Genomic DNA, 25,335 nt, shown 5'->3' on the forward strand with positions numbered 1-25,335 from the left:
CCAGGACCCTACTGGATGGTAGGAAAGCCCCTCACGGGCCTCCGGGCCGGACGAGGGCTGCCGCACGGCGGGGGCGATGCGCTATACAGAGGGCCGTTCCGCCCCAGTAGAACGCGTTCCACCGCCTTCCCACCGGCCTCCGGTGGCACCCTCACCCCCGGGAGCACCCCGTGCGCGCAGCGATCCTGCACCAGACCGGACAGGACACCCTGGACGTCCGCGACGACGTCGAGGCGGTCGGCTTCGGACCCGGCCGGGTCCGGGTCCGGCTGCACGCCGCCAGCCTCTGCCACTCCGACCTGTCCGCGATGGCGGGCGTGCTGCCGCAGCCCGCGCCGTTCGTGCCCGGCCACGAAGGCGCCGGCGAGGTGGTCGAGGTCGGCGAGGGCGTCACCGGCCTCGCCCCCGGCGACCGGGTGGTGCTGTGCTGGATGCCGCCCTGCGGCGACTGCCCCGCCTGCCGGCGCGACCAGGCCCACCTGTGCGTCGCCTCGCTGCGCCGCCTGTCCACCCCCGCCTTCCGGATCGGCGGGCACACCGACGCGTACGGCTTCTACAGCACCGGCGCGTTCGCCGAGGACGTGGTGGTCGCCGCCGACGCGCTGCTGCCGGTGCCCGCCGACCTGCCGTACGACCTGGCCGCGCTGATCGGCTGCGGCGTCACCACCGGACTCGGCGCCGCCGTCAACACCGCCCGGGTGGAGCCCGGTTCGGCCGTCGCCGTGATCGGCGCGGGCGGCGTCGGCATCGCCGCCGTCCAGGGCGCCCGGATCTGCGGCGCCGCCCGGATCACCGTCGTCGACCCGGTCGCCGCCCGGCGCGAACGGGCCCTCGGCTTCGGCGCCACCCAGGCGATCGCCCCCGAGGACCTCAAGGCCGCCGCCCGGAGCGTCCCCGGCGGCGGCTTCGACTACGTCTTCGAGGCGGTCGGCCGCTCCGCCACCGTCCGGGCCGGCTACGACGCCGCCCGGCGCGGCGGCGCGGTGGTGGTGATCGGCGCCGGCGCGGCCGACGACCAGGTCTCCTTCAGCCTGGGCGAGCTGTTCTTCAACGAGAAGCGCCTGCTGCCGTCCATGTACGGCGGCGGCGACGTCCGCCGCACCGCCGGCCGGGCCGTCGACCTGTGGCGGGCCGGCCGCCTCGACCTGGCCGGGATGATCACCCACCGGCTGCCGCTCACCGAGGTCAACGAGGCGATCCGGCAGATGCGCAGCGGCGAGGCCCTGCGCACCGTCCTCACCTTCGACTGAGCGCCGCGCGGCCGGTGCGGGGACGGCCGACGCCCCTGGTCCCGTCAGGACGGTGACGGGGCCAGGGGCGTCGGCGGTACGGGGTGGTCGTGCGGCGGGCCGTCGGGCCCGCGCCGGCCGGGACGTCAGCGGCGGTGGCGGCCGTGCGGGTCCGCGTCCGCGCTGTCGTCGCTGGCGGTGGTGCCCCGGTGGCGGCCGTGAGCCACGCCGTCGGCGGTCTCGTCGGCGCCCGGCGCGCGGTGGTCGTGCTCGGTGGTGTCGGCGATGGACTCGGACATCTGGTCAGTTTTCTCCGTGCGAATGAGCGGTCTCTGCGGAAGGTGCACCGGCCCGCCTCGGCGCGCCGGTGTGCCCGGGACCCGGACAGCAGGAAGCCGGCCGCCCTCGTGGTCGGCCCGCGCGGGGGCCACGATAACGGCCGAATCGGATCGGAGCCTACCCAAACCGCTGCGCGTCGCGCCCCGGAACCGCCGACCGGCGCCCGTCGTCCGCACCCCGCCCCTCCCGGGTCCCGGGCGCCCGGTGACGGCCGGCCAAGTCCGGCGCGGCCGAGGCGGTTTGACGGCTTTGGAGGTGTTTGCCCGATGATGCGCGTCGGACCGGCAGCCCGGACGGGGTGCTGACTCGGCCGCGTCGAGCACCCCGGGGCTGCCGGTCCGGCGGATGTCCCGCGGTCACCGGGTTCCGGACCGCGACGGGCGGTCCGGGCAGGGCCGCGGCCGGTGCCGCCTCAGGTGGTTCCGACACCGTCGGGGCGGCCGGCCGGCCCTGCGCGATCCGACTCCGGGCCGCGGGCCGGGCCCGCCCCGCGAGGGGGACGGACCCGGCCCGGGCGGGCCCGAGGTCAGGCGATGGTGAAGACCAGGCAGGTCAGGACCAGGCAGGTGAACTGGCACCCGCCGCCGTGGCCGCCCAGCTCGACCGACTCCAGCTCCGGCAGCTCCTGCAGGGCGGCGAGGTCGGTCTCGAACGCGGTCATGTTCTCCATGGTGTTTCCTCCCCTATGGGTTCTCGTCGGACACGGACATGTCCGACGACCGCGACGGAAAGCGTTTTCCCGTCGCAGGTCCGGCCCCGCCGACCGCGCTCCCGGCCGCAGCCGGGCAGGCCGGCGGGCCCCCGCGCGCGGCGGGAAGTCTCGGGTGGGCTCCGGGCCCGGTGGATCAGGCGGGTCTGCCGGTGCGCAGGAAACCCGCCAGCAGCTCGTGCAGCACCGCCGCGCCCTCCTCGGCGAGCACCTCGTGCCCCGCGCCGGCCGCCTCCACGTAACGGAAGTCGACGCCCTCGATCCGGCCCAGGCGCAGCAACTCGTGCCGCAGCGACCGGGATTGACCGACCGGCACCACCTCGTCCCGGTCGCCGTGCACCACCAGCAGCGGGGTGCGCAGCCGGTCCGCGAGCCGCAGCACGTCGCGCGGGCCCCGGGCGTCCTCGATCGGAAGGTCGCCGCCGAGCCGGACGGTCAGCGCCCGCACCGGTGCCGACGCCTCCGCCAGCAGCCGGCCGCCCGACAGGAACGGCGCCACCACCGCGCACCGCGACACCGCCCCCGCCGGGGCGTGCGCCGTCGCCAACAGCGCCAGGAACGCGCCGTAACTCACCCCGAACAGCGCCGGCGGCTCCAGGCCCGCCGCCGCCCGCCGCTCCGCGATGCCGGTCAGCAGCGCCAGCACGTCGTCCAGGTCGGGCCCGCCCCACGCGCCGCGGATCGCCGTCGCGAACTCCGCGCCGTACCCCGTCGAACCGCGCTGGTTCGGGGCGACCACCGCCAGGCCCTGCGCCGCCATCCGCTGCAACGCCGGGTCGAACTCCAGCCGCCACGCGTCCGCCGGGCCGCCGTGCAGCGCCAGCACCAGCTGCGGCGCCGACAGCCACCGCTCGCCGCCGTACACCACCGCCTCCACCGGCCCGGCCGGGCCCGCCAGCTGCACGCAGCGCGCCGGCCGCCACCCGCCGCCGTCCCCGGGCGCGGCCGAGCCGTCCACCCGCCAGCCGGCCGGGTCCGCGTCCACCGTGGCGAGGCAGGCCGGACGGTCCGGCGCCGAGTACGGCATCCGCAGGCCCGCCGACGACCAGTGCCCGATCGCGCCGAACCGCCCCGGCGGCACCGGCAGCGCATCGAGCCGCCCGCTGCCCGGCTGCCACAGCACCAGCTCGGACGACGCGCCGTGGTCCACCTGGAGCGCCACCCGGGGCTCCGTGCCCGGCCCGTCCGGTGCGAGCGCGACCGGCCGCAGCAGCCGGCCCGGCCGGTGCAGGCATTCCGGGAAGCGCACCGGCTCCGCGCCGCCGATCAGCGCCCAGCCCAGCCGGTCCACGCCCGGCGCGTCACTGCGCAGCATCCCGAAGCCCGTCACCGGGTCGAACAGCACCAGGCGGTCGTTGCTGCTCCCGCCCAGCTCCAACAGCGGTGTGGTGACGCCCAGTCGGAGATCCAGCACGACGGTCTTCACCGTTCCGTCGGCCACCCGGTCCAGCGCCAGCAGCCGCCCCGCCGCGTCCAGCCACACCCCGCCGCCGTACAGCCCCGGCAGTTCGGCCACCTGGCGCGGCGCGGAACCGTCCGCCGCCAGCAGCCACACCGTGGTCACCGGACGGGTGTCGGTGCCGAGCAGCACCGCGACGGGGGCGTCCGCCGCACCGGCCGGACCGGGCGTCGCCAGCAGCCGCAGGCCCGGCGACCGCAGTGCGGTGAGCGGGAGTTCGGCGGCCGGACCGTCCGCGAGCAGCACCAGCTCGTGCCGGTCGCCGTCGTGCCGGCACACCAGCACCCGCCCGTCCGGCAGCGCCGCCAACTGCGAGCGCAGGCTCTCCGCCCGCCCCGCCAGCGCGCGCGGCACCGCCGGGCCCCGCTCCGGCAGCCGCCAACTCTCCACGTACCAGCCGCCGTCGGCCCCCGCCGCCAGGCAGGCGGCGTGCGAGCCGTCCCCGGAGAAGGTGAAACTCAGCCGCCGCAGCGCCTGCGCGGCGGTGCGCGCCGTCGCCGTGCTCATCGAGGACCTCCAGCGGGGTGGCGGGGCAGCGGGGGTGCGGCGGGCGGCTCCGGGTCGGACCACAGGCGCGGGCCCGGGTGCCGGAGGCGGAGCAGGAAGGCGAGCGGGCCGGCGGCGCCGGTGCCGTAGGCGGGGGTGCTGCCGGTGCCGGTCTCGTCGGGCAGGACCAGCAGGCCGTCGCGGCGGGCGGCCCGGGCGGCGATCAGCCGGGCGAGCCCCTGGGCGCCGCGGTGGAAGCGGTCGTCGCCGGTGGCGTGGGCCAGGTCGAGCAGGAACTCGCCGTTGCCGGCCAGCCCGTGGCAGGCGGAGACCCCGCTGTGCCAGCGGGCGTTCAGCACGGCCAGCCCGGCGGCCCGCGCCAGCCGGTGCGCCCGTTCGTCGCCGGTGGTCTGCCAGTACCGGACCAGGAAGCTGCCGACCCCGGACGAGCCGCTGCACCAGTGCGCCAGCCGGACGTGCGCCGGGTCGCCGTGGCTCTGCGGCCACCATGCGGCCTCGCCGTCCCACCGCGCGGTGGCGGCCAGGGTGTGGGCCGCCGACCGCGCCCCGGCCAGCAGCTGCTCGGCGGACGGGTCGCCGGTCTCGGTCAGCCGGTTCGCGCAGGCCAGCAGGAAGGCCGCGATCCCCGCCACCCCGTGCGCGTGGCCGAGGTGCACCGCCCCGGCGAGGGCGGAGTCGAAGTCGGCGGGCACCGGCCAGACCGTCCCGTACGGCTCGGTGCGGGCGGCGGCCAGCAGGCTGCGGGCGCACTGCGCGGCGCGGTCGAGGAACTGCCGTTCCCCGGTGGCGCGGTGGGCACGCAGTTGGAGGAGGCCCGCTCCGGCGGCGCCGTGGCAGACGTCGGGGTTGGGCCAGTCGAGCGGGACGTCGAGGGCCAGGGTGCGGGCCCGGGCGGCGAGCGCGGGGTCGTCGAGGGCGTCGGCGGCGTCCAGCAGTGCCCAGGCGGTGCCGGAGCGGCCGAAGTGCAGGCCGGGCAGCACCACGGGCTCGGCGGCGGCGCGCCGTTCGATCCAGTCGGCGGCCAGCGCGGCGGTGGAGCGGGCCGACTCGCGGACCGGGTCGGGCAGCGGGGCGAGGCTCGCCCGGGCCAGCACGGCGAGCACGCCGGCGGCGCCGTGCTGCACGTTGCACGGGTCGGTGAGCTGCCCGGCGGGGACGGTCGGCCACAGCCGGTCGGGCCGCTGCGGGTCGGCGGTGGCCGCCAGCCGGCGCAGCCCGTCGTGCAGCAGCCGCTCCGGCGGCGGCGGGGCCACGGGGGCGACCGGGCGCGGGCCGGCGGCGAGCGCCGCGCGGACCCGGTCCGGGCTCCAGCGCAGCTCGGGGTCGTCGGCGCGCAGCCCGAGCACCAGCGGGGCGAGCCGGCGCGCGGTGGAGCCGGTGCGGGCGGCGGCGGCCAGCCAGGCCGTCGGGGCGCCGTCGCCCGGCAGCAGCGGGTCGTGGCCGGTGGCGAGCAGGAAGAGCAGACCGCCGAGCGCGTACAGGTCGGCGGCGGGCGCGGCGACGGCGGAGCGGTGCGGGCCGGACTGTTCGGGGGCGCGGTAGCCGGGCGTGCCGGCGGTGCCCGCCGACGCCCCGGCGGGGACGGCGAGTTCGAGGTCGACCAGGCCCACCGTGCCGTCCGGCCGGACCAGCACGTTGCCGGGGGAGAGGTCGCGCAGCACCAGCCCGCGCCCGTGGACGCGCTCCACCAGGTCGAGCAGGGCCGTCACCACCGGCCCGGCCTCGGCCCAGGCGACGTCGGGCGTGCCGTCGTGCCGCAGCCGGGCGGCGACCCAGCTGCCCAGGGCCTTGCCGGGGAGGCGCTCCTGCACCAGGAAGAGCGAGTCCTGCTGCTCGACCAGGGCGTGCACCCGCGGTGTCAGACCGGTGTCGGCCAGTCGGCCGAGCAGCTCGGCCTCGTGCCGCAGCGCCGCGCGGGCGTCGGTGCCGGACCGGTCCACCTCGATGTGGGCGCGGGCCTGCTTGACCACCACCTCGTCGCCGGTGGCCGGGTCGGTGCCCAGGAAGACGCCGCCCTTGGCGCTGTGCCGCAGCGCGGCGGTGAGCGCCCAGCGGCCGTCCAGCAGCACCCCGGCCCGCCGGCCGCGGGCCGCCGGTGGCGCGGGAGTGGACGATCCCGCCCCCTCGACGGGGTCGGCCACCCACGGCGGGCGGCGGTAGGAGGCGGTGCGGACGTCCTCGACCGGCTCGCCGCCGGGCCCGCGCAGCATCGAGCGGTAGGCACCGTCCGGGCCGAGCAGCGCGCGGGCGGCGAAGACGCCGTAGCGGTAGTGCACCAGGCTGCCGGGGCGGTACGGGCGGTCGGAGAGAATCGCCGGGCCGGGCATTCCCGAGGTGGCCCGGTGGAGTTCCGCGGCGAGCCGGCGGAATTGCTCGTCGCCGTCCGGATAGACGGTGATGAATTTTCCGGCCGAAGCCCGGTCGCTGTTGCGGGAATTGATTTCGTGCACGCGCTCCCGGTCGGCGGCGAACTTGAAGGCGCACGGATCCTCGGCGAGCACCGCGGCGACGGCGGCCAGTACCTCGGCGGCGGCCGGGGAGGCGGCGGAGACGTGCAGCTTCCAGCCCTGCGCGGGCAGTTCACGGCCGGGCGGCCGCACCGTGCACCAGAAGCCCTCGACCGCGACCGTCCAGTCGCCGTCGCCTCCCCGGGCCCTGCTGCCGGTCACGGCCGCCCGCGCCACCTCCACCAACGTGCCGTCCCTGCCCGGCCCGTCGTCGACCGGCGCCGGCCCCCCTGCCCTGCGCAGCGGTGTGCCCGCCCCCATCTGCTTCACACCCCTTCGCGGTGGACTCGACCGGCTCACGGTCCGTGGAAGTCACGAGAGGCTCGCCCGCGCCGGGCGAATTCCCTCGGGTTCCTGCGGACTCCTTCGGGAATTGCGGCCGGTCGCTCTTTTCGACCCCCCGGTCGAGGCAACTCTCGTTCGCAGGACTGAAGTTACTTTCGGTACGGGGGTGACTCAACACCGGCCGGGTCACTTCACTCTTAAGGGTGATGAGATTTGGTTTTCGAATATGTTCGGCCGGGTCGGTGTGGGCGGGGGTTTCCGCGCACCGGCGGCCGCCCGGCGGGCGCGGGCCGGCGAAACCCGCTGTCCGGGCCGCCGCCCGCCGGGCCCCGCCGGGTTGACGTGCAGGTGTGCGGCCCGTCCGCAGCACGGGTGCCGGGCGGCGGCGGGACGGGCCCGGCCGGGCGGGGCCGTGACACGCGGTAGTCTCGACAGGTGCCGAAACTGTCCGACGTCATCGCCGTGCTCGAAGAGATCTACCCCCCGCAGTGGGCGGAGTCCTGGGACGCGGTGGGCCTGGTCTGCGGCGATCCCGAGGCCGAAGTGGGCCGGGTGCTGTTCGCCGTCGACCCCGTGCAGGCCGTCGTGGACGAGGCCGTGGAGTGGGGCGCCGACCTGCTGGTCACCCACCACCCGCTCTACCTGCGCGGCACCACCACGGTCGCCGCGACCGGCTTCAAGGGCCGGGCGGTGCACACCCTGATCAAGCACGACATCGCGCTGCACGTCGCGCACACCAACGCCGACCACGCCGACCCGGGCGTCTCCGACGCCCTCGCCGAGGCCGTCGGGCTGAAGGTCACCGGCCCGCTGGTGGCCGACCCGACCGACCCGGCGGGCCGCCGGGGCAGCGGCCGGATCGGCGAGCTCCCGCAGCCGATGACGCTGAGCGCGTTCGCCGCCCGGGTCGCCGCCGGGCTGCCCGCCACCGCGGCGGGCGTGCGCGCCGCCGGCGACCCGGAGCAGCAGGTGCGCCGGGTCGCGGTCTGCGGCGGCTCCGGCGACTCCTTCCTCGCCGAGGCCCGCAAGGCCGGCGTGGACGCCTACCTCACCGCCGACCTGCGCCACCACCCCGCGTCCGAGGCCACCGAGGCCGCGCCGGTCGCCCTGGTCGACGCCGCGCACTGGGCCACCGAGTGGCCCTGGCTCACCCTCGCCGCCCGCGAGCTCACCGGCCGCGCCGACAGCCGCGGCTGGCCGCTGGAGACCCGCGTCTCCACCCGGGTCACCGACCCGTGGACGGCGCACGCGCCGATGCCGTACGCCCCCTGACCTTCCCGCCGAACCAACTCAACAGGAGCCCAGCCGCGTGAACGCCGCGCCCGCCGACCAGATCCGCCTGCTCGACCTGCAGGCCATCGACTCCCGCCTCGACCAGCTGGCCCACCGGCGCCGCACCCTGCCCGAGCACGCCGAGATCGACAAGGCCACCGCCGACCACACCGCCCTCAAGGACCTGGTGGTCGCCGCCCAGGCCCAGCTCGGCGACACCACCCGCGAGCAGACCAAGGCCGAGGCCGACGTCGAGCAGGTCCGCGCCCGCGCCGCCCGCAACCAGCAGCGGATGGACTCCGGCGCCGTCACCTCGCCGAAGGACCTGGAGAACCTCCAGCACGAGAACGCCTCGCTGGCCAAGCGCCAGGGCGACCTGGAGGACGTGGTGCTGGAGGTGATGGAGCGCCTGGAGTCCGCGCAGACCCGGGTCACCGAGCTCACCGCCCGCCTGGAGCACTCCGCCGTGGTCGTCGCCGAGGCCGAGGGCCGCCGCGACGCCAAGTTCGCCGAGATCGACGCCGAGGCCGAGAAGGTCCGCCGCGACCGCGAGGCCGTCGCGGGCGTGATCCCCGCCGACCTGATGAAGGTCTACCTGCGCCTGCGCGAGCAGCAGGGCGGCGTCGGCGCGGCCCGCCTGTACCAGCGCCGCTGCGAGGGCTGCCGCACCGAGTTCTCGATCACCGAGTTCAACGCGATCAAGGCCGAGCCCGCCGACAAGGTGCTGCGCTGCGAGAACTGCGGCCGGATCCTGGTCCGCACCGGCGAGTCGGGCGTCTGATCCGGTGGCCGGAGCCCAGTTCATCGTCCAGGCCGACGGCGGCTCCCGGGGCAACCCGGGGCCGGCCGGCTACGGTGCGGTCGTCCTCGACGCCCGCACCGGCGAGATCCTGGCCGAGGCCGCCGAGTACATCGGCCGCGCCACCAACAACGTCGCCGAGTACAAGGGCCTGATCGCCGGACTCCGGGCCGCGCGCGAGCTCGACCCGGACGCCCGGATCCTGGTCGAGATGGACTCCAAGCTCGTCGTCGAGCAGATGTCCGGGCGCTGGAAGATCAAGCACCCCGACATGCAGCCGCTCGCCGCCGAGGCCCGCGGCATCGCCCCGCGCGGCAGCGTCGAGTACAAGTGGATCCCGCGCGAGAAGAACAAGGAAGCCGACCGGCTCGCCAACGAGGCGATGGACGCCGGCAAGCAGGGCCGCCAGTGGGAGCCCAAGGCCCGGCCCGCCGCGCCCGTCGCCGCCCCCGCGGCGGACGAGCCGCTGCCCGCCGCGCCCGCGCCCCGGGCCGGCTGGGCCGCACCCGCCGACCTCGGCACCCCCACCACGCTGGTGATGCTGCGGCACGGCGAGACCCCGCTCACCCCGCTCCGACAGTTCTCCGGCTCCACCGGCAGCGACCCCGGCCTCTCCGAGAAGGGCGTCTGGCAGGCCGAACGGGCCGCCGAGGCGCTCGCCGCGCGCGGCACCGTGCAGGCCGTCGTCTCCTCGCCGATGCTGCGCTGCCGGCAGACCGCCGAGGCCGTCGCCCGCCGACTCGGCCTGGAGGTGCGGATCGAGGAAGGCCTGCGGGAACTCGACTTCGGCGCCTGGGAGGGCCTCACCTACGCCGAGGCGCTGGAACGCCACCCGGACGACCTCAACGCCTTCTTCACCTCCGCCAAGGCCAAGCCCACCGGCAGCACCGAGTCGCTCACCACCCTCGCCCACCGGGCCGGGCAGGCCCGCGACAAGATCCTCGCCCGCTACCCCGGCAGGACCGTCCTGGTCGTCTCGCACGTCAGCCCGATCAAGACCCTGGTCCGGCTCGCCCTCGGCGCCCCGCCGGACGCCGTGCACCGGATGGAACTCGCCGCGGCCTCGCTGTGCGCCGTCCAGTACTACAGCGACGGCAACGCGTCGCTGCGGCTGCTCAACGACACCTCGCACCTGCGCTGACCGCACCGTCGTGGTGGCGGAACGTCTCAGTGGACGTCCGTCACCACGACGTCCAGCTGCCACGCCTTGCGGGCCGTGCCGCGCGCCGAGACCTCCACCCGGTACCCGAGCTGCGCCAGCGCGTCCACCAACTCGCCCGGCAAGGACGGCTCCAGGCCCGCCACCAGCAGGTCGCGCACCAGGCGGCCCTTGGTCGCCTTGTTGAAGTGGCTGACCACGGAACGCTTCACCACCCCGTCCACCACGCGCTCCTGCAGCACCCGCACCGTCACCGTCCGGCCCGCCACCTCGCCGGACGGCCTCCACGCCGCCGCGTACGCCGAACTGCGCAGATCGAGCACCGGGCCGTCCGCGGCCTCCTGCGGGAGCACGCCGTCCATCGCCGACCGCCAGTACGGCCCCAGCGCGCCCAGCGGCGGCAGCTTCACACCCATCGCGCAGCGGTACGACGGGATCCGGTCGCCGATCCGCACCGCACCCCACAGGCCCGAGAACACCAGCAGCGAACGCTCCGCCCGGGCGTACGCCGGCCCGTCCAGCTTCGCCAGGCCCAGGTTGTCGAACAGCACCCCGGTGTACACCTCGCCGGCCGGCCGCGCCCCCGCCGTCAGCAGCCCCGCGTTCTTCGCCACCTCCCCGCGCAGGCCCTTGCTCAGCCCCAGCACCTCGGCGGCCCGCTCCTCGTCCCCCGAGCACAGCTCCACCAGCGCCGCCAGCGCCTTCTCCCGCGCTCCCGTCAGCCCTGTCAGCGAGAGCCCCGCCACCTCGACCGGCGCCCCCGCCTCCGGCGCGGCCTTCCCCTCCGACGGCGGCAGCAGAACCAGCACGACGACACCTCTCCACGACTCACGGCAGACCCCGACAACCCTAACGACCGGCCGCCCCGCGCCCCGAATCCCGCACCGCCCGCCGGCGCCCGGGAGGCGACCCGTCTGCCGAGAACCGCCGCCGCGTCCTACGCTGCGACCATGCCGCGCCGACACCTCAGCGTCCGGGCCGCCCAGACCGCCAGGATCAACACCGAACTCGCCGACCTCAGAACCCGCCTGGAGATCCGCACCGACTGGCCGCCGGCGGTGCTCGCGGAGGCCGACCGGGCCGCCGCGCTGCCCCGCCTGCCGGAGTTCGACGCCACCGACCTCGACCTGTTCACCCTCGACCCGCCGGGCTCCCGCGACCTCGACCAGGCCATGCACCTGACCCGCCGCGGCACCGGCTACCGGGTGCACTACGCGATCGCGGACGTCGCCGCCTACGTCGCCCCGGGCGGCGCGATCGACGCCGAGGCCGGCCACCGCGTCCAGACCCTGTACTTCCCGGACGGCGCCGTGCCGCTCCACCCGGCCCGGCTCTCCGAAGGCGCGGCCAGCCTGCTGCCCGGCGAACTCCGCCCCGCCGTGCTGTGGCAGCTCGACCTGGACGCCGACGGCGCACTCCTCCTCGCCGACCTGCGCCGCGCCCTGGTGCGCTCACGCCGCCGCCTGGACTACGCCGCCGTCCAGGACCGCATCGACGCGGGCGCCGCCGACGGGCAGCTCACCCTGCTCGCCGAGATCGGCCGCCTGCGCGAGGCGCAGGAGCAGGCCCGCGGCGGCGTCAGCCTGCCGATCCCCGAGCAGGAGGTGGCGGCCGCCAACGGCGGCTACCGGCTGCACTACCGCGCGCCCCGGCCCGCCGACGGCTGGAACGCGCAACTCTCGCTGCTCACCGGCATGGCCGCCGCCGAACTCATGCTGGACGCCGGCATCGGCCTGCTGCGCACCCTGCCCGCCGCCCCGGAGTCGGCCTACGCGCGGCTGCGCCGGGTCGCCGCCGCACTCGGCGTGCCCTGGCCGGACGGGCTGCCCTACCCGGAGCTGATCCGGTCCCTCGACCCGGCCCGCACCGCCGACGCCGCGTTCCTCAACGAGTGCACCGGCCTGCTGCGCGGCGCCGGCTACCACGCCTTCGACACCGCCCGGGGCACCGCGCCGCCCGCCGACCCCGGCCACGCCGCGCTGGCCGCCCCGTACACCCACTGCACCGCGCCGCTGCGCCGGCTCGGCGACCGGTACGCGCTGGAGATCTGCCTGGCGGTCGCGGGCGGCGTGGACGTCCCGCCCTGGGTGCGGGAGGCGCTGCCGCTGGTGCCCGCGCTGATGGAGGGCGGTGACCGCCGGGCGCACGAGGTGGAACGCGCGTGTGTGGATCTGGTGGAGGCGGAGTTGCTGCGCGACCGGGTGGGCGAGGAGTTCCCGGCGGTGGTGGTCGACGTGGACGAGCGCCGGCCGACCGTCGGCACGGTGCAGCTGCGCGAGCCCGCGGTGGTCGCCAAGTGCGACGCGGCCGACCGGCTGCCGCTGGGCCGCCGGGTGACCGTCCGGCTCACCCTGGCCGACCCGGCCACCCGCGCCGTCCGGTTCGCGCTGGTTCGGGAGGCGTGACGGCCCCTCAACGGCGGTCGGGGCCGGTGCGATGATCGGAGGATGAGCCGATCGAGTGCCGTCCCCGACCGTCGTCACCGGCTGATCGTCCTGGCCGTCTGCTGCCTGAGCCTGTTCATCGTCGGCCTGGACAACACCGTGGTGAACATCGCGCTGCCCGCGATCCGGCGCGACCTGGACGCCCCGGCCTCCGGTCTGCAGTGGGTGATCGACGCCTACACGCTGGTGCTGGCCGCGCTGCTGATGCTGTCCGGGTCGGTCGCCGACCGGATCGGCCGCAAGCGGGTGTTCCGGGCCGGGCTGCTGCTGTTCGTGCTGGGGTCGCTGCTGTGCAGCCTGGCGCCGGGCCTGGGCTGGCTGGTGGCCTTCCGCGCGGTGCAGGCGGTCGGCGGGTCGATGCTCAACCCGGTGGCGATGTCGATCATCACCAACACCTTCACCGACCGGCGGGAGCGGGCGCGGGCGATCGGCGTGTGGGGCGGCGTGATCGGCATCAGCATGGCGCTCGGGCCGCTGATCGGCGGGTTCCTGGTGGACCGGGCCGGCTGGCCGTCGATCTTCCTGATCAACATTCCGGTGGGGCTGGCGGCCTTCGCCCTGACGCACCGGTACGTCCCGGAGTCCCGGGCGCCGCGGCCCCGCCGGCTGGACCCGGTCGGCCAGCTGCTGATGGTGCTGCTGCTGGGCTGCGGCACCGCCGCGATCATCGAGGGCCCGGGCCACGGCTGGACCTCGCCGCTCATCCTGACCCTGGCGGCGGTCGCGCTGCTCGCGCTGCTGGTGTTCCCGTTCTGGGAGCGGCGGGTGCCGGAGCCGCTGATCGACCCGAGGTTCTTCCGCAGCGCCCCGTTCGCCGGGGCCACCGTCACGGCGGTGTGCGCGTTCGCCGCGCTGGCCGGGTTCCTGTTCCTGAACACCCTGTACCTGCAGAACGTCCGGCAGTACACCCCGGTGGTGGCGGGCCTGTGGACGCTGCCGATGGCCGGGCTGACCCTGCTGACCGCCCCGCTGTCCGGCCGGATCGTCGGCAGCCGGGGCCCGCGCCTGCCGCTGCTGGTGGCCGGCGCGGCGATCGCCGCCAGCGGGGTGCTGCTGACCGGGCTGACGGCCGACTCCCCGGCCCTCCTGCTGCTGCCCGCGTACGCGCTGTTCGGGCTGGGATTCGGCATGGTGAACGCGCCGATCACCAACTCGGCGGTCTCCGGCATGCCGCTGGCCCAGGCCGGGGTGGCCGCCGCGGTCGCCTCCACCAGCCGGCAGGTCGGCCAGTCGCTGGGGGTGGCGGTGGTCGGCACGGTGGTCGCCGGCGCGGTCGCCTCGGCCGGCGACTTCCCGTCCGCCACCCACGCCGGCTGGTGGATCGTCGCCGGCCTGGGCGTGACGGTGTTCGTGCTGGGCCTGGTCACCACCACCCCGTGGGCGGCCGGCACGGCGGCCCGGGTGGCGGCCCGCCTCGACCGGGAGCCGGGCGGCGTACAGGGAGCCCCCGCGGAGCGGCTACCATGACCATTACGGCGGACGAGCCGGCCGGGCGGTCGCGTCGGGTCCCTTCGGGGCCCGCCGAGGAACGTCCGGGCTCCACAGAGCAGGGTGGTGGGTAACGCCCACCCGGGGTGACCCGCGGGACAGTGCCACAGAGAACAGACCGCCCACCGCCTCGGCGGTGGGTAAGGGTGAAACGGTGGTGTAAGAGACCACCAGCGACCGAGGTGACTCGGCCGGCTCGGTAAACCCCACTCGGAGCAAGGTCAAGATCGACACCCTCGGGTGTCGTGCGCGAGTGTTCGAGGGCTGCTCGCCCGAGCTCGCGGGTAGACCGCACGAGGCTGTCGGCAACGGCAGCCCTAGATGGATGGCCGCCTCCCCGGGCCGCGCAAGCAACCCGGGAGACAGAACCCGGCGTACAGGCCTGCTCGTCCGCCGCCTTCGGGTTCTCCGCCCGCCTTCCGGGCTCTCCGTTCGCCCCCGGGTTCTTCCTTCGCGGGAATTGCGTGATCGTGTGCCAACTCTCCGTGATTTCCCGCTGGTTTTCCGGAATGGGTCACGGTCTGTCCGCATTTGATTCGCCAGCGTACAGTCAAGTTTTTGACGGTCCGGTGCAGGGCATTTCCCGACCGCCACGCACGGCGAAGGGGCGGTCACCTTTCGGTGACCGCCCCTCACGCATTACCGGACTGCCTCAGGCCCGAAGGGCCCGAGGACCGGTCAGGCCTTGCCCCAGGTGCCGGTGGACCACAGCGCACCGCCGTTGGTCGGGCCGCCGCCCTGGCGGTAGACGACGATGTTGCCGTCCGACTGGGTCTTCAGGTACGCACCCGGGTTGCCCCAGGTGTTGGAGCTCCAGTACAGCTTGTTCTCGTCGGCCACGGCGAAGGCGCCGTCCGAGGTCTGGACCGCGACCGCGCCCGGGTGCCCGTAGGTGCCGGACGCCCAGATGACGCCGCCGTCCTTCTTGCGGTACGACACCAGGTTGCCGTCACCCTGCTGGATCAGGATGGTGGTGCTCGACTCCAGCCACATGTTCTCGACCAGGCCCTGGACCTCCGGGGTGCCCTGGAGGCTGTCCGCCGGCTGGTCGATCCACTCGCCGTTGACGAAGGCCGGGAAGAAGCCGGTGTTGTTGCGCCACACGGTCTTCAGGTTGGCCTCGTCCCAGACGAGCAGCTCGCCGGCGTCCAGGATGAACGAGGCGCCCGTCTTGCCCCAGGTGCCGGTGGACCACAGGGCGCCGCCGATGCCGTCGCCGCCACCCTGCTTGTAGACGACGAAGTTGCCGTCGGCCTGCATGACGGCGTAGGCGCCGCTGTTGCCCCAGGTCTTGCTGTTCCACAGCACCTGGAGCTGCTTGCCGTTGTCGGCGACCAAGTAGAGCACCAGGTTGCCGTCGGGCTGCATGGTCAGGGTGCTGTAGCCGACCTTGACGCTCTCGCCCGACTTCAGCATGTCGCCGGTCTTGAACTGGGCGTACAGCGGGGTGACGACGGCCGACTTCGGGGCGGCCGCGGCCGTCTTGGCCTGCTTCGAGAGCTGCGACAGGTTGCGCTCGACCGGCGCGATCTTCTTGACGTTCACCTTCGGCGTCGGGGCGGCAGTGGCCCCCGGCACCGTGGCGGCAGTGACAGCGCCGACACCGATCAGCAGCGCGGCGGCGCGCATGAGCGTGCTCTTACGCACGTGTCCCCCTCTAAGAGAATGGCTGGAGGTGTGATGAATCCAGCGGAGAATTCATACACCCGAGCGCGGACAGTCTTACAGGCGGGGTGGGGGTTGCGTGCAGAATTTTCCCAGGAAGTGTCAGAGGCCTTTCGGGGCAAAGCCGAAGGGCCCCGACGCACGATGGCGTCCGGGCCCTTCGATACCTGACGATCCGATCGGATTTGCCCGGGATCAGCCCACCGAGGAGTTGTAGCTCTCGATGGCGGGCTGGAGTTCCTTGGCGGCGTCGGTCAGCGCCTGCTGGGCGGTCTTGGTGCCGGCGATGGTCTGCTCGATGGCGGTCTCCACGCCCTTGCGGGCCTGCGGCATGACGCCGAGCAGGCAGCCGGCCGTCGCGCTGGTGGGCTTGGTGGCCTTCAGCTGCTCGATCGCGGTCTGGAACTGCGGGAACTTGCCCACCCACTCCTTGTCGGCGGGCAGCTCCAGCGCCTTGGTGTTGACCGGGAAGTAGCCGGTGCCGGTGTGCCAGACGGCCTGCTGCTCCGGGGAGGTGAGGAACTTCTCGAACTCCCAGGAGGCGCGCTTCTGGGCGTCCGAGTGGCCCGGGCCGGAGATCCACAGCGAGGCGCCGCCGATGATCGGGCCGCCCTGGTCGCCGGCGGCGGTCTTCGGGAACGGCGCGGTGCCGACGGTGAACTTGGCGGCCTCGGTGTAGCCGCGCAGCACGCCGGTGGACTCCAGGTGCATGGCGACCGTGCCGGCCTTGAACGCGGCCTGCGCGTCCGGGGTCTGACGGCCCGTGTTGGCCGCGTAGCCGCCCTTGACCAGGTCGGCCCACCACTGGACGATCTCCGCGCCCTTGGCGGAGTCGAAGGCCACCTTGCCGGCCTTGCCGCTGCGGCCGTTGTCGGAGTCGCAGTACAGCGCGCCGTTCTCGGCCAGCAGCTGCTCGACGAACCAGCCGTAGATGGCCGCGCCGAAGCCGTACCGGACGGTCTTGCCGCTGTCGTCCTTCTTGGTCAACTGCTTGGCCATGTCGCCGAGTTCGGCGAGCGTCGTGGGCGGCTTGGCCGGGTCGAGGCCGGCCTCCTTGAAGGCGTCGTCGTTCAGGTACAGCAGCGGCATCGAGGAGTTGAACGGCATCGACTGCAGCTTGCCGCCGACCGAGTAGTAGTTGCGGATGTTGGCCTGCAGGTCGTCCAGCGAGTAGCCGTCCTTGTCGGCGAACGCCTGGGCCGGGACGGTCTGCTTGGAGTCGATCATGAAGCGGGTGCCGATGTCGTAGACCTGCACCACCGCGGGCGTGGCCTTCTGCTGCACCGAGGCCTTGTACTTGGCGATGAGGTCGTCGTAGGTGCCCTGGAACAGCGGCTTGACCTCGATCCTGCCCTGGTGCGCGGAGTTGAACTGGTTCACCAGGGCGGTCAGCTGCTCGGCGTTCTTGCCGGTCATCGAGTGCCAGAACTCGATCGTGGTCACGCCGGACGCCTGGTCCAGCGCGGAGGCGGCCGGAGCGCCGGACTCGTCGGAGGAGCCGCCGGAGCCGCTCGAACTGCAGGCGGTCAGGGCCAGGCCGGACACCAGCAGCGCGGCGAGCGCACGGGCACTGATCTTCACGGGTTCTCTCTCTTCTGCGAGGGTGGTACCGGGAACGGTGGTGAGAGCAGGACGGGTCGAGCGGCGGTCAGCGGACCGCGCCGGCGGTCAGGCCGCGGACGATGAACCGCTGGCCGAACAGCACCAGCGCCAGCGTGGGCAGCAGCGACAGCACCACGCCGGCCAGGATCAGACCGGGGTCGGCCATCTCGGAGTCCCGCAGCGAGGACAGGCCGATCTGCAGGGTCTGCATGTTGGCGGTGCGGGTGATGATCAGCGGCCAGAAGTACTGGTTCCAGGAGGACAGGAACACGTAGATGGCGAGCGCGGCCAGGGCCGGCTTGTTCAGCGGCACCAGGATCCGCCACAGGAACCGCCAGTGGCCCGCGCCGTCGATCCGGGCGGCGTCCCGCAGCTCGGCCGGGAACTGCCGGAACGACTGCCGCAGCATGAACGTGCCGAACCCGGAGGCCAGGAACGGCAGCACCAGGCCGAAGTAGGTGTTGCCCATGCCCCAGCCGGACAGCGTCAGGTAGTTGGGGATGATGATGGCCTCCCACGGCACCATCAGGGTGGCCAGGAACAGGCCGAACACCACGGACCGCCCGCGCATCGGCAGGAACACGAAGGCGTACGCGGCGAGCACCGAGGTGAACAGCTGCGCCAGCGTGATCAGGCCCGCCACCAGCAGCGAGTTGCCGTACTGGCGCACCAGCGGGATGGCGTGCACGGCGCCGGAGAAGTTCTCCCCGGTGATCGAGTGCGGCACCATCGCGGGCGGGTAGCTGGCGATCTCGTCCGGGCGCATGAACGCGCCGGCGAAGACGTAGTAGACCGGGAAGGCGACCGTCAGCACGGCGACGGCGAGCACCGCGTAGACCCCGGCCCGGCCCAGCCGGGCGCGGAGTCGCAGCGGCGGCCGCGCCCGGCGGGGCGGGTCGGTGACGGCGGGCGTCTCGGTGAGAGTGCTCATGCGTAGTGCACCTTCCGCTCCAGGACCCCGAACTGCACGGCCGTGCAGCACAGCACGACCGCCATCAGCACCACGGCCTGCGCGCTGGCGGTGCCGAAGTCGCTGGAGCCGTAGGCGAACGCCTTCTCGTACACGGAGTAGACCAGGGTGCGGGTGGAGCCGTCCGGCCCGCCCTTGGTGAGGATGTGGATCTGGCCGAAGCTCTGCAGCGCGTTCACGGTGGAGATCACCACCAGGAAGAACAGGCTGGGCCCGAGCATCGGCACCGTGATCGAGCGGGCCAGCCGCAGGCCGGACGCGCCGTCCAGCCGGGCGGCCTCCAGGACCTCGCCCGGGATCGAGCCGATGCCCGCGGACAGCACCAGCACGTTGTAGCCGAGGTTCATCCAGATCGTGGAGATCGCGATGGACAGCAGCGCGTACCGGGAGTCGGTCAGCCAGCCCACCGGGCCGAGGCCGAGGTGCGACAGCAGGCCGTTGAGCACGCCGCTGGCCGGGTTGTAGAACACCGAGAAGACCACCGAGGCGCTCGCCACCGAGAACGCGAACGGCAGCGCGAAGGCGGACCGCAGCTGCCGCACGCCGCGGATCCGACCCTCCATCAACAGCACCAGCAGCAGCGCCCCGAGGACCCCCGGGACCACCGTGAACAGCACGAACAGCGCGGTGGTGAGCAGCGTGCTGCGGAAGTCCGACGAGGACAGCAGGTCGGTGTAGTGCTTCATCCCGACGTACTTGGAGGGCGCGCCGAACAGGTCGTTGGCGTGCGCGCTCAGGTAGAAGGTGCGCCCCAGCGGATAGAGGATGAAGAGCGCGAAGACCACTACCGAGGGCAGCAGGAACGCCCAGGCGAGCCCGTGCTCGCCGAGTCGGCGCCGCGGCTCGGGTGGGCTTGATGCGGTCGGCATGGTGCGCGTCCGCCTTTCGTGACGTTGGTTCCGGCCAAACCGTGTCGTCCCTGAACGACGGGTCGGCAAGGAGAGGGTGAGCGGAGGGTTTCGCGCATGTTACGCGTTCGCGTCAACGTCTGACGGGCAGGTGTCCACCGTCCCGGTCCAGTCGGATCCGCGCCCTCCGGAGAGCCGTCGTTCCGTCAGGACTACCGGCTGGTAGGAATATTGACTTCCGATCACTGTGCGTGGCAAGGCTTCGGACGCGTCCGATCGATCTTCAGTTGTCCCGGTGGTCGGTCCGGCCGGCCCGTCGCTCAGCGCAACAGGCGGCGCTCCTTGGCGATCGCGACCGCGCCGGAGCGGGTGTCGGCGCCGAGCTTGGCGTAGATCCGGCCGAGGTGGGTCTTGACGGTGGCCTCGCTGATGAACAGCGCCCGGGCGATCTCCCGGTTGCTCAGGCCCTGGCCCAGCTGATCGAGGATGTCCTGTTCGCGGTCGGTGAGTTGGGGGAGCGGGGAGCGCATCCGGGCCATCACCCGGGACGCCACCGGCGGGGACAGCGCCGGCCGCCCCGCCGCGGCCGAGCGGATCGCCGCGAACAGCTCGGCCGGGCGCTCCGCCTTCAACAGGTAGCCGGTGGCGCCCGCGTTGATGGCGCGGGTGATGTCCGCGTCGGTGTCGAAGGTGGTCAGCACCAGGACGTGGCTGTCGCCCGGCCCGGCCAGGATCTGCTTGGTGGCCTCCACCCCGTCGATCCCGGGCCCGAGTTGAAGATCCATCAGCACCACGTCCGGCCGCAGCCGGGCGGTCAGCGCCACCGCCTCCTCACCGGTGCTGGCCTCGCCGACCACCTCGACGGTGCGGTCGCTGGACAGCAGCGCCAGCAGCCCGGCCCGGACCATCGCGTGGTCGTCGCAGATCAGCAGCCTGACCGTGTCGTTGTCGTTCATGGACCCCTCCGTGCGGTGCGGGTGGTGCGGCGGCAGTGCTGGCGGTGCGGTGGTGGTGCGGGCGGTGCGGTGCGGGTGGTGCGGGTGGTGCGGGTGGTGCGGCGGACCGGGTCAGTGGGCCTCGGGTGGGCCGGCCGCCAGCGGGATGGCGGCGGAGACCACGGTGCCCTCGCCCGGTGCGGACTCCACGGTGAGCGTGCCGCCCAGCTGCCGCAGCCGGGCGCGCATCGCCGGCAGCCCGTGACCGCGGCCGCCGCCCGAACCCGCCTCGCCGGAGCGGCCGTTGGCGCCGCCGGCCGGCGGGGTGAAGCCGCGCCCGTCGTCCGCGACGTCCAGCACCGCCTGGTCGCCCAGGTAGGAGAGGGTGATCGAGGCCCGGTCGGCCCGGGCGTGCTCCCGGATGTTGGCCAGCGCGCCCTGGGCGATCCGCAGCAGCGCGGACTGCGCGGCGGCCGGCATCGGCACCGGGCTGCCGTCCAACCGGAAGCGGACCGGCAGGCCGCTCTCCGCGGCCTCCCGCTCGGCGAGGGCGGCCAGCGCGGCCTCCAGGGTGCCCTGGTCGGCGAGATCGGCCGGGGCGAGGTCGTGCACGAAGCGGCGGGCCTCGGCGAGATTCCGGGCGGTGATCGCGGCGGCCGTCCGGACATGGCCGCGGGCCGCCACCGCGTCCTGCTCCCAGGCGAGTTCGGCGGCCTGCAGCAGCATCTGCTGGCTGGACAGGCCCTGCGCGAGGGTGTCGTGGATCTCCACGGACAGCCGCTCCCGCTCGGCCAGCGCGCCCTGCCGGCGCTCCACCGCGGCCAGCTCCCGGCGGGCCCGGATCAGGTCGGCGATCAGCTTCCGCTGCCGGGCGCCCTGCCGCTGCATGTACAGGAACACCGCGGTGGCCAGCGCGGCGACCGCCGGCGGCAGCAGCACCATCGTCGGATCGGCCCCCGGCAGCCGCAGTTCGGAGACCGTCACCAGCGCGGTGAGCGCCGACACCAGCGGGATCGCCGCCCGCGGCGGGAAGGCCCGGAGCACCGTGTACACCAGCGGGACGGCGCACCAGGCGAAGCTCGGCGCCATCAGCACCAGCACCGCCCAACTCCCCAGCACCGCCCCCAGCCAGGCCGGCCGGCGCTCGGACAGGCCGGACAGGTGCCCGGCGGCCAGGGCGACGCTCAGCGCCACCACCCACGGCGTCAGCGGGCTGGACAGGTGGTGCCTCAGGTAGCGCGTCAGCGAGGTGCCGAGCAGCAGCACGAAGACCAGCCGCATCACCGCGGTGAGCCAGCCCGCGTCCGGGTCGGCCGCCCGGGAGAGGGGCATGCGCATCATGACGGCCTCCTTTCGCATGCTGTCGATCCCTGCCTTCACTGTGGGGTTCGTGCCGGCACGGGTCGGCGCCGACACCTGGATGGTGCCCGCGGATCACGGCCTCCACATCAACCGATCGGCTGACACGGTTGTCATCCATCTTGCTCCGCCGGTCCAGCCGGTTCGCCGATCCGCGGCGGGGGTGCAGCGCCGAAGTATGGAGTGCGAGGCCGGAACAACCCCGTGGTCCGGCGCCCAACCACCGATCCAGGAGCCGAAGATGAAGAAGCTGAGCACTCGTACCCGCGTTGTCACCGGTGCCGTCGCGGTGGCCGCCCTCGGGGCGAGCGTGGTCGGCGCCGTGTCGGCCAACGCCGAGACGCCGAAGCAGGCCCCCACCACGGCCGTCGCGTCCGACGTCCAGAACAAGAACACCTTCGAGAGCACGCACCTGACGGTCGAGGCCGCCACCAAGGCCGCCCAGGCCAGCCTGGACGCCGCGGCCAAGGCCGGTCAGAAGATCTCCGTCGCGGTCGTCGACCGGAACGGCAATGTGATCGTCGAACTGCGCGGTGACGGCGCCGGCCCGCAGTCCTTCGAGTCCGCCGAGCGCAAGGCCTACACGGCGGTGTCCTGGAACGCGCCGACCTCCGAGCTGGTCAAGCGCCTGGCCCAGGCCCCGAACCTGAAGGACATCCCCGGCACCCTGTTCCTCGGCGGCGGCGCCCCGGTCCAGGTGAAGGGCGCCCCGATAGCCGCCGTCGGCGTGGCCGGCGCCCCCAGCGCCGACCAGGACGAGCAGTTCGCCCAGGCCGGCGTCGCCGCTCTGAACAAGTGAGGCGGCGGTCGGCGGCCCGCTCCCCGGGTGCGGAAGCGGGCCGCCGACCCGGTGCGGCGCGGTGGTTCAGGCCTCGTGGTAGGCGCACAGCGCCCAGATCACGAAGACGTCCATCGCGATGATCACCAGCGACCACAGCGGGTAGTAGGGGATGGCGAGGAAGGAGTCGATCACGCTCACCGAGGCGATGACGACACCGACGACCCTGGCCCAGGCCAGGCCTCTGATCACGCACATGCCGGTCAGGGCGACCAGGCCGCCGACCACCACGTGGATCCAGCCCCAGGAGGTCAGGTCGAACTTGAAGATGTAGTTGGGGGTGGTCACGAAGACGTCGTCCCGCGCGACCGCCATGATCCCGCGGAACAACTCCAGGAGGCCGGTGATCAGCATCAGAACACCGGCGAACATCACCGTGCCGGGCACCCAGGGGCTGTGGCCCCGGGCCGGTGAGCCACGCGACCCGGGCGCTGCCGGGGTCGGGCCTGCGGACGAGCTCATGGAGACCTCCTTGGCCGAAGTTGACCTGTCACGACCCTCGACCCGCCCACCCGCCGGGGCACACCGGACGAAGCCGTTCGGGTGAACTTCCGGCCGCCCGCGCATGCCCGTCCACGCCTCCCGCGAGCCCCCCGCACCGGCCCCGCCACGCACCGGATCGCCCCGGCTGCGCGCGCTGTGTTTACTGGTCACAGTGCCCGGGCGACCGGCGAGGAGGTGCCGCAGCCATGGCCGACACCCCCTGGAACGACCTGCCGCAGCCGCTGCGCCGGGTGCTGGACGGCACCCCCGCCGGCGTCGGCGTCCTCGACACCGCGCTGCGCTTCCGCTACGTCAACCCGGCGCTGGCCGCGATGAACGGCGTCCCCGCCGAGGAGCACCTGGGGAGGACGATCGCCGAACTGCTGCCCGGCATCGACCCCCGCGAGGACGTCCTGCGGGCCGTGCTCGCCGACGGCCGTCCCCGCGAGATCACCTCCAGCGGCCACACCCGGGCCGGCTCGCCGCAGCACCGCCGCTACTGGTACGGCGCGTACCACCGGCTGGAGACCGCCGGGCGGCCGGTCGGGCTGGTCGGCATCGTGCTGGAGGTCACCGCCGCCCACCGGCAGCGGCACGAACTCGAACAGGCCCGGGCCCGGCTCGCCCTGCTCGACACCGCCGCCACCCGGATCGGCACCACCCTCGACGTGGACACCACCTGCGGGGAGCTCGCCGCCTTCCTGATCGAGCACCTCGCCGACGCCGCCACCGTCGAACTGCTCCCGCACCCCGACAGCCGGCACGCCCGCGCCCTCCCCGACGGCGGGCGCCGGCTGCTGCGTGCCGCGATCGCCGCCAAGCCCGGCCTGCTGGAGCAGGTCCGGCAGGTCGGCGAACGCGGCGAGTACGTCGACTACCGGCCCGACTCCGCGGTGCCGCGCTGCCTGGCCGAGGGTCGGCCGGTGATCGAGAACCTGCTCACCGAGGCCGACCTGCGCCGCACCGCCCCCAACCCGGAGCGGATCGCCGACTTCCGGGCGCTGCGGATCCACTCCGCCATGGTGGTGCCGCTCATCGCGCGCGGCCACCGGATCGGCACCGTCACCCTGCTGCGCGCCGACCCCTCCCCGGGCTTCGAGCAGGACGACGCGGTCGCCGCCCAGGACCTCGCGGTGCGCGCCGCCATCAACCTCGACAACGCCCGCCGCTACAGCCGCGAGCACGCCGTCGCCGTCGACCTGCAGCGCGCCATGCTCGCCGAACCCGGCAGCCCGCACCCCGACATCGCCGTCGCCTTCCGCTACCGCCCGGCCGGCACCAGCGCCCTGATCGGCGGCGACTGGTACGAGACGGTGGCGCTGCCCGACGGCCGCACCGTGCTGGCCATCGGCGACGTGATGGGCCACGGCATCGAGGCGGCCGCCCACATGAGCCACTACCAGGCGATGCTGCGCGCGATGGCGCTGCTGGAGCCGAGCGCCGACCGGCTGCTGGCGCGGATGGACGGCCTGGCCGGCGACGTGCACGACTACCGCCCGTCCACCTGCCTGGTGGTGTACGCCGAACCCGCCCGCGGCCGCTACTGCTTCGCCAGCGCCGGCCATCTGCCGCCCGCCGTGGTCCGGCCCGACGGCGAGGTGGCGCTGCTGCCGGTGGAGCCCGGGCCGCCGCTCGGCACCGGCCGCAACGGCTACGTGCCGAGCATCGCGGTGCTGCCGCCCGACCACACCCTGCTGCTGTTCACCGACGGCCTGGTGGAGCGCCGCGACGAGGACATCGACCGCTCACTGGAGCGGCTCACCGCCCGTCGGCTGCCCGCCGGGGCCGGCCCGGACCGGCTGCTGGACGCGGTGCTGGCCGGCGCCCCCGACCCGGCCGAGGACGACATCGCGCTGCTGGCCGCCGCGCCCGCCCGCCCGCGACCGGGGCAGCTCCGCAGCCGGGAGGTGCTGACGGTGCTGACCGGCGGCCGCTGGCAGCCGCTGCGCTGAGCCCGGCCGCTGCGCCGAGCGGGGCCGCTGCGCCGGGCAGGGACGCCGCGCCGAGCAGGTGGGCCTCAGGCGGTGAGCGAGTGCAGCGCGAGGGTGCGCAGGTCGGCCAGCCGGGCCCGGTCCCAGCCGTGGTAGACGGCGTTGGTGCACAGCACCACGTAGCGGCCGGTGGGCGGGGCGAGGAAGAGGCTGGTGCCGGTGTAGCCGTGGTGGTAGGCCGCCGCGCCGTCGTCGGTGACCAGCCAGGCGAGGCCCCGGTGCACGCCGGGTTCGACGGCGGGGCCGGGGCGCAGGCTCTCGGCGAACCAGTCGGCCAGCGGACTCGACCCGGCCAGCAGGTGTTCGGCCCAGGCGGCGAGGTCCTCGGCGCAGGAGAACACCCCGGCGTGCCCGGCCACCCCGCCGAGCAGCGCGGCGCTCGGGTCGTGCGGGACGCCCCAGGTGCGGGGCGCGCCGAGCAGCCGCTGCTCGGTCGGGGCGACCTGC

The 25,335-nt window shown here is 74.5% G+C and carries 21 protein-coding genes and 1 other RNA gene; 9 read left to right on the plus strand and 13 right to left on the minus strand.

The window, feature by feature from the left end:
• The first annotated feature begins 170 nt into the window (after positions 1 to 170).
• Positions 171 to 1,250, plus strand: coding sequence for an alcohol dehydrogenase catalytic domain-containing protein (locus ACWEMJ_RS17205; protein WP_452137876.1), 1,080 nt, complete (start codon positions 171 to 173; stop codon positions 1,248 to 1,250).
• Between the two features lie 125 nt (positions 1,251 to 1,375).
• Here the strand turns inward: ACWEMJ_RS17205 and ACWEMJ_RS17210 are convergent, their stop codons facing one another.
• From ACWEMJ_RS17210 to lanL, 4 genes are all read right to left on the minus strand, one after another.
• Positions 1,376 to 1,528, minus strand: coding sequence for a hypothetical protein (locus tag ACWEMJ_RS17210; protein ID WP_452137877.1), 153 nt, complete (start codon positions 1,526 to 1,528; stop codon positions 1,376 to 1,378).
• A 566-nt stretch (positions 1,529 to 2,094) separates the two neighbouring features.
• On the minus strand, positions 2,095 to 2,238 hold the full coding sequence (locus ACWEMJ_RS17215) for a VenA family class IV lanthipeptide (protein WP_452137878.1): 144 nt from the start codon (positions 2,236 to 2,238) through the stop codon (positions 2,095 to 2,097).
• 175 nt (positions 2,239 to 2,413) lie between these two features.
• Positions 2,414 to 4,243, minus strand: coding sequence for an alpha/beta hydrolase family protein (locus ACWEMJ_RS17220; protein WP_452137879.1), 1,830 nt, complete (start codon positions 4,241 to 4,243; stop codon positions 2,414 to 2,416).
• Positions 4,240 to 6,912 carry a class IV lanthionine synthetase LanL gene (gene lanL, locus ACWEMJ_RS17225; RefSeq protein WP_452137880.1) on the minus strand — a complete coding sequence of 891 codons (2,673 nt, stop codon included), beginning with the start codon at positions 6,910 to 6,912 and terminating at the stop codon, positions 4,240 to 4,242. Before lanL ends, ACWEMJ_RS17220 begins: the two co-directional genes overlap by 4 nt.
• A 558-nt stretch (positions 6,913 to 7,470) precedes the next feature.
• On the opposite strand from lanL, the gene ACWEMJ_RS17230 reads away from it, so the two are divergent.
• From ACWEMJ_RS17230 to ACWEMJ_RS17240, 3 genes are read left to right on the plus strand one after another with little or no spacing between them, the layout of a single operon-like run.
• The gene (locus ACWEMJ_RS17230) at positions 7,471 to 8,307 is read left to right on the plus strand and encodes a Nif3-like dinuclear metal center hexameric protein (RefSeq protein ID WP_452137881.1); all 837 of its coding nucleotides are present in this window, start codon (positions 7,471 to 7,473) and stop codon (positions 8,305 to 8,307) included.
• 37 nt (positions 8,308 to 8,344) lie between these two features.
• Positions 8,345 to 9,088: a zinc ribbon domain-containing protein gene (locus ACWEMJ_RS17235; protein ID WP_452137882.1), complete on the plus strand. Its 744-nt coding sequence runs from the start codon at positions 8,345 to 8,347 to the stop codon at positions 9,086 to 9,088.
• 4 nt (positions 9,089 to 9,092) lie between these two features.
• The gene (locus ACWEMJ_RS17240; RefSeq protein ID WP_452137883.1) at positions 9,093 to 10,247 is read left to right on the plus strand and encodes a bifunctional RNase H/acid phosphatase; all 1,155 of its coding nucleotides are present in this window, start codon (positions 9,093 to 9,095) and stop codon (positions 10,245 to 10,247) included.
• Positions 10,248 to 10,273: 26 nt separating this feature from the next.
• On the opposite strand, the gene yaaA is transcribed toward ACWEMJ_RS17240, so the two are convergent.
• Complete coding sequence (yaaA, locus tag ACWEMJ_RS17245; RefSeq protein ID WP_452137884.1) at positions 10,274 to 11,074, minus strand: peroxide stress protein YaaA; 801 nt, start codon at positions 11,072 to 11,074, stop codon at positions 10,274 to 10,276.
• Between the two features lie 141 nt (positions 11,075 to 11,215).
• On the opposite strand from yaaA, the gene ACWEMJ_RS17250 reads away from it, so the two are divergent.
• From ACWEMJ_RS17250 to rnpB, 3 genes are all read left to right on the plus strand, one after another.
• Positions 11,216 to 12,670 carry an RNB domain-containing ribonuclease gene (locus tag ACWEMJ_RS17250; protein WP_452137885.1) on the plus strand — a complete coding sequence of 485 codons (1,455 nt, stop codon included), beginning with the start codon at positions 11,216 to 11,218 and terminating at the stop codon, positions 12,668 to 12,670.
• A 42-nt stretch (positions 12,671 to 12,712) separates the two neighbouring features.
• On the plus strand, positions 12,713 to 14,176 hold the full coding sequence (locus ACWEMJ_RS17255) for an MFS transporter (RefSeq protein ID WP_452137886.1): 1,464 nt from the start codon (positions 12,713 to 12,715) through the stop codon (positions 14,174 to 14,176).
• Positions 14,177 to 14,189: 13 nt separating this feature from the next.
• Positions 14,190 to 14,590, plus strand: an RNA gene (gene rnpB / locus ACWEMJ_RS17260) — RNase P RNA component class A.
• A 285-nt stretch (positions 14,591 to 14,875) separates the two neighbouring features.
• Here rnpB and ACWEMJ_RS17265 read toward each other — a convergent pair.
• The 6 genes from ACWEMJ_RS17265 to ACWEMJ_RS17290 form a co-directional block, all read right to left on the minus strand.
• Positions 14,876 to 15,844: a hypothetical protein gene (locus ACWEMJ_RS17265; RefSeq protein WP_452137887.1), complete on the minus strand. Its 969-nt coding sequence runs from the start codon at positions 15,842 to 15,844 to the stop codon at positions 14,876 to 14,878.
• Between the two features lie 213 nt (positions 15,845 to 16,057).
• Positions 16,058 to 17,443 (minus strand): ABC transporter substrate-binding protein, encoded by a 1,386-nt coding sequence (locus tag ACWEMJ_RS17270; protein ID WP_452137888.1) that lies wholly within the window; start codon positions 17,441 to 17,443, stop codon positions 16,058 to 16,060.
• A gap of 67 nt (positions 17,444 to 17,510) precedes the next feature.
• Positions 17,511 to 18,395 carry a carbohydrate ABC transporter permease gene (locus tag ACWEMJ_RS17275; RefSeq protein WP_452137889.1) on the minus strand — a complete coding sequence of 295 codons (885 nt, stop codon included), beginning with the start codon at positions 18,393 to 18,395 and terminating at the stop codon, positions 17,511 to 17,513.
• A complete protein-coding gene (locus ACWEMJ_RS17280; protein WP_452137890.1) occupies positions 18,392 to 19,303 on the minus strand; it encodes a carbohydrate ABC transporter permease in 912 nt (303 codons plus the stop codon). The genes ACWEMJ_RS17275 and ACWEMJ_RS17280 overlap by 4 nt, the downstream gene beginning before the upstream one ends.
• A 299-nt stretch (positions 19,304 to 19,602) precedes the next feature.
• Entirely contained in the window at positions 19,603 to 20,238 is a 636-nt protein-coding gene (locus ACWEMJ_RS17285; protein ID WP_452137891.1) for a response regulator, read from the minus strand.
• A 111-nt stretch (positions 20,239 to 20,349) separates the two neighbouring features.
• Positions 20,350 to 21,558: a sensor histidine kinase gene (locus tag ACWEMJ_RS17290; protein ID WP_452137892.1), complete on the minus strand. Its 1,209-nt coding sequence runs from the start codon at positions 21,556 to 21,558 to the stop codon at positions 20,350 to 20,352.
• 259 nt (positions 21,559 to 21,817) lie between these two features.
• Here ACWEMJ_RS17290 and ACWEMJ_RS17295 point away from each other — a divergent pair, with 259 nt between their 5' ends.
• Positions 21,818 to 22,375: a GlcG/HbpS family heme-binding protein gene (locus tag ACWEMJ_RS17295; protein ID WP_452137893.1), complete on the plus strand. Its 558-nt coding sequence runs from the start codon at positions 21,818 to 21,820 to the stop codon at positions 22,373 to 22,375.
• A 66-nt stretch (positions 22,376 to 22,441) separates the two neighbouring features.
• On the opposite strand, the gene ACWEMJ_RS17300 is transcribed toward ACWEMJ_RS17295, so the two are convergent.
• A complete protein-coding gene (locus tag ACWEMJ_RS17300) occupies positions 22,442 to 22,876 on the minus strand; it encodes a DUF7144 family membrane protein (RefSeq protein ID WP_452137894.1) in 435 nt (144 codons plus the stop codon).
• A 227-nt stretch (positions 22,877 to 23,103) separates the two neighbouring features.
• Here ACWEMJ_RS17300 and ACWEMJ_RS17305 point away from each other — a divergent pair, with 227 nt between their 5' ends.
• Positions 23,104 to 24,849 carry a SpoIIE family protein phosphatase gene (locus ACWEMJ_RS17305; protein WP_452137895.1) on the plus strand — a complete coding sequence of 582 codons (1,746 nt, stop codon included), beginning with the start codon at positions 23,104 to 23,106 and terminating at the stop codon, positions 24,847 to 24,849.
• Positions 24,850 to 24,914: 65 nt separating this feature from the next.
• Here ACWEMJ_RS17305 and ACWEMJ_RS17310 read toward each other — a convergent pair.
• Positions 24,915 to 25,335 (minus strand): serine hydrolase (locus ACWEMJ_RS17310; RefSeq protein ID WP_452137896.1); only part of this gene is annotated, 421 nt, incomplete at its 5' end.

The sequence above is a fragment of the Kitasatospora sp. NPDC004531 genome (genome assembly GCF_053602195.1).

Coding starts and splice junctions, on each gene's coding strand:
- ACWEMJ_RS17255 (WP_452137886.1), top strand. CDS start 12,713: ATGAGCCGATCGAGTGCCGTCCCCGACCGTCGTCACCGGCTGATCGTC.
- ACWEMJ_RS17300 (WP_452137894.1), bottom strand. CDS start 22,876: ATGAGCTCGTCCGCAGGCCCGACCCCGGCAGCGCCCGGGTCGCGTGGC.
- ACWEMJ_RS17250 (WP_452137885.1), top strand. CDS start 11,216: ATGCCGCGCCGACACCTCAGCGTCCGGGCCGCCCAGACCGCCAGGATC.
- ACWEMJ_RS17290 (WP_452137892.1), bottom strand. CDS start 21,558: ATGATGCGCATGCCCCTCTCCCGGGCGGCCGACCCGGACGCGGGCTGG.
- ACWEMJ_RS17285 (WP_452137891.1), bottom strand. CDS start 20,238: ATGAACGACAACGACACGGTCAGGCTGCTGATCTGCGACGACCACGCG.
- ACWEMJ_RS17220 (WP_452137879.1), bottom strand. CDS start 4,243: ATGAGCACGGCGACGGCGCGCACCGCCGCGCAGGCGCTGCGGCGGCTG.
- ACWEMJ_RS17305 (WP_452137895.1), top strand. CDS start 23,104: ATGGCCGACACCCCCTGGAACGACCTGCCGCAGCCGCTGCGCCGGGTG.
- ACWEMJ_RS17215 (WP_452137878.1), bottom strand. CDS start 2,238: ATGGAGAACATGACCGCGTTCGAGACCGACCTCGCCGCCCTGCAGGAG.
- ACWEMJ_RS17280 (WP_452137890.1), bottom strand. CDS start 19,303: ATGCCGACCGCATCAAGCCCACCCGAGCCGCGGCGCCGACTCGGCGAG.
- ACWEMJ_RS17275 (WP_452137889.1), bottom strand. CDS start 18,395: ATGAGCACTCTCACCGAGACGCCCGCCGTCACCGACCCGCCCCGCCGG.
- ACWEMJ_RS17210 (WP_452137877.1), bottom strand. CDS start 1,528: ATGTCCGAGTCCATCGCCGACACCACCGAGCACGACCACCGCGCGCCG.
- ACWEMJ_RS17295 (WP_452137893.1), top strand. CDS start 21,818: ATGAAGAAGCTGAGCACTCGTACCCGCGTTGTCACCGGTGCCGTCGCG.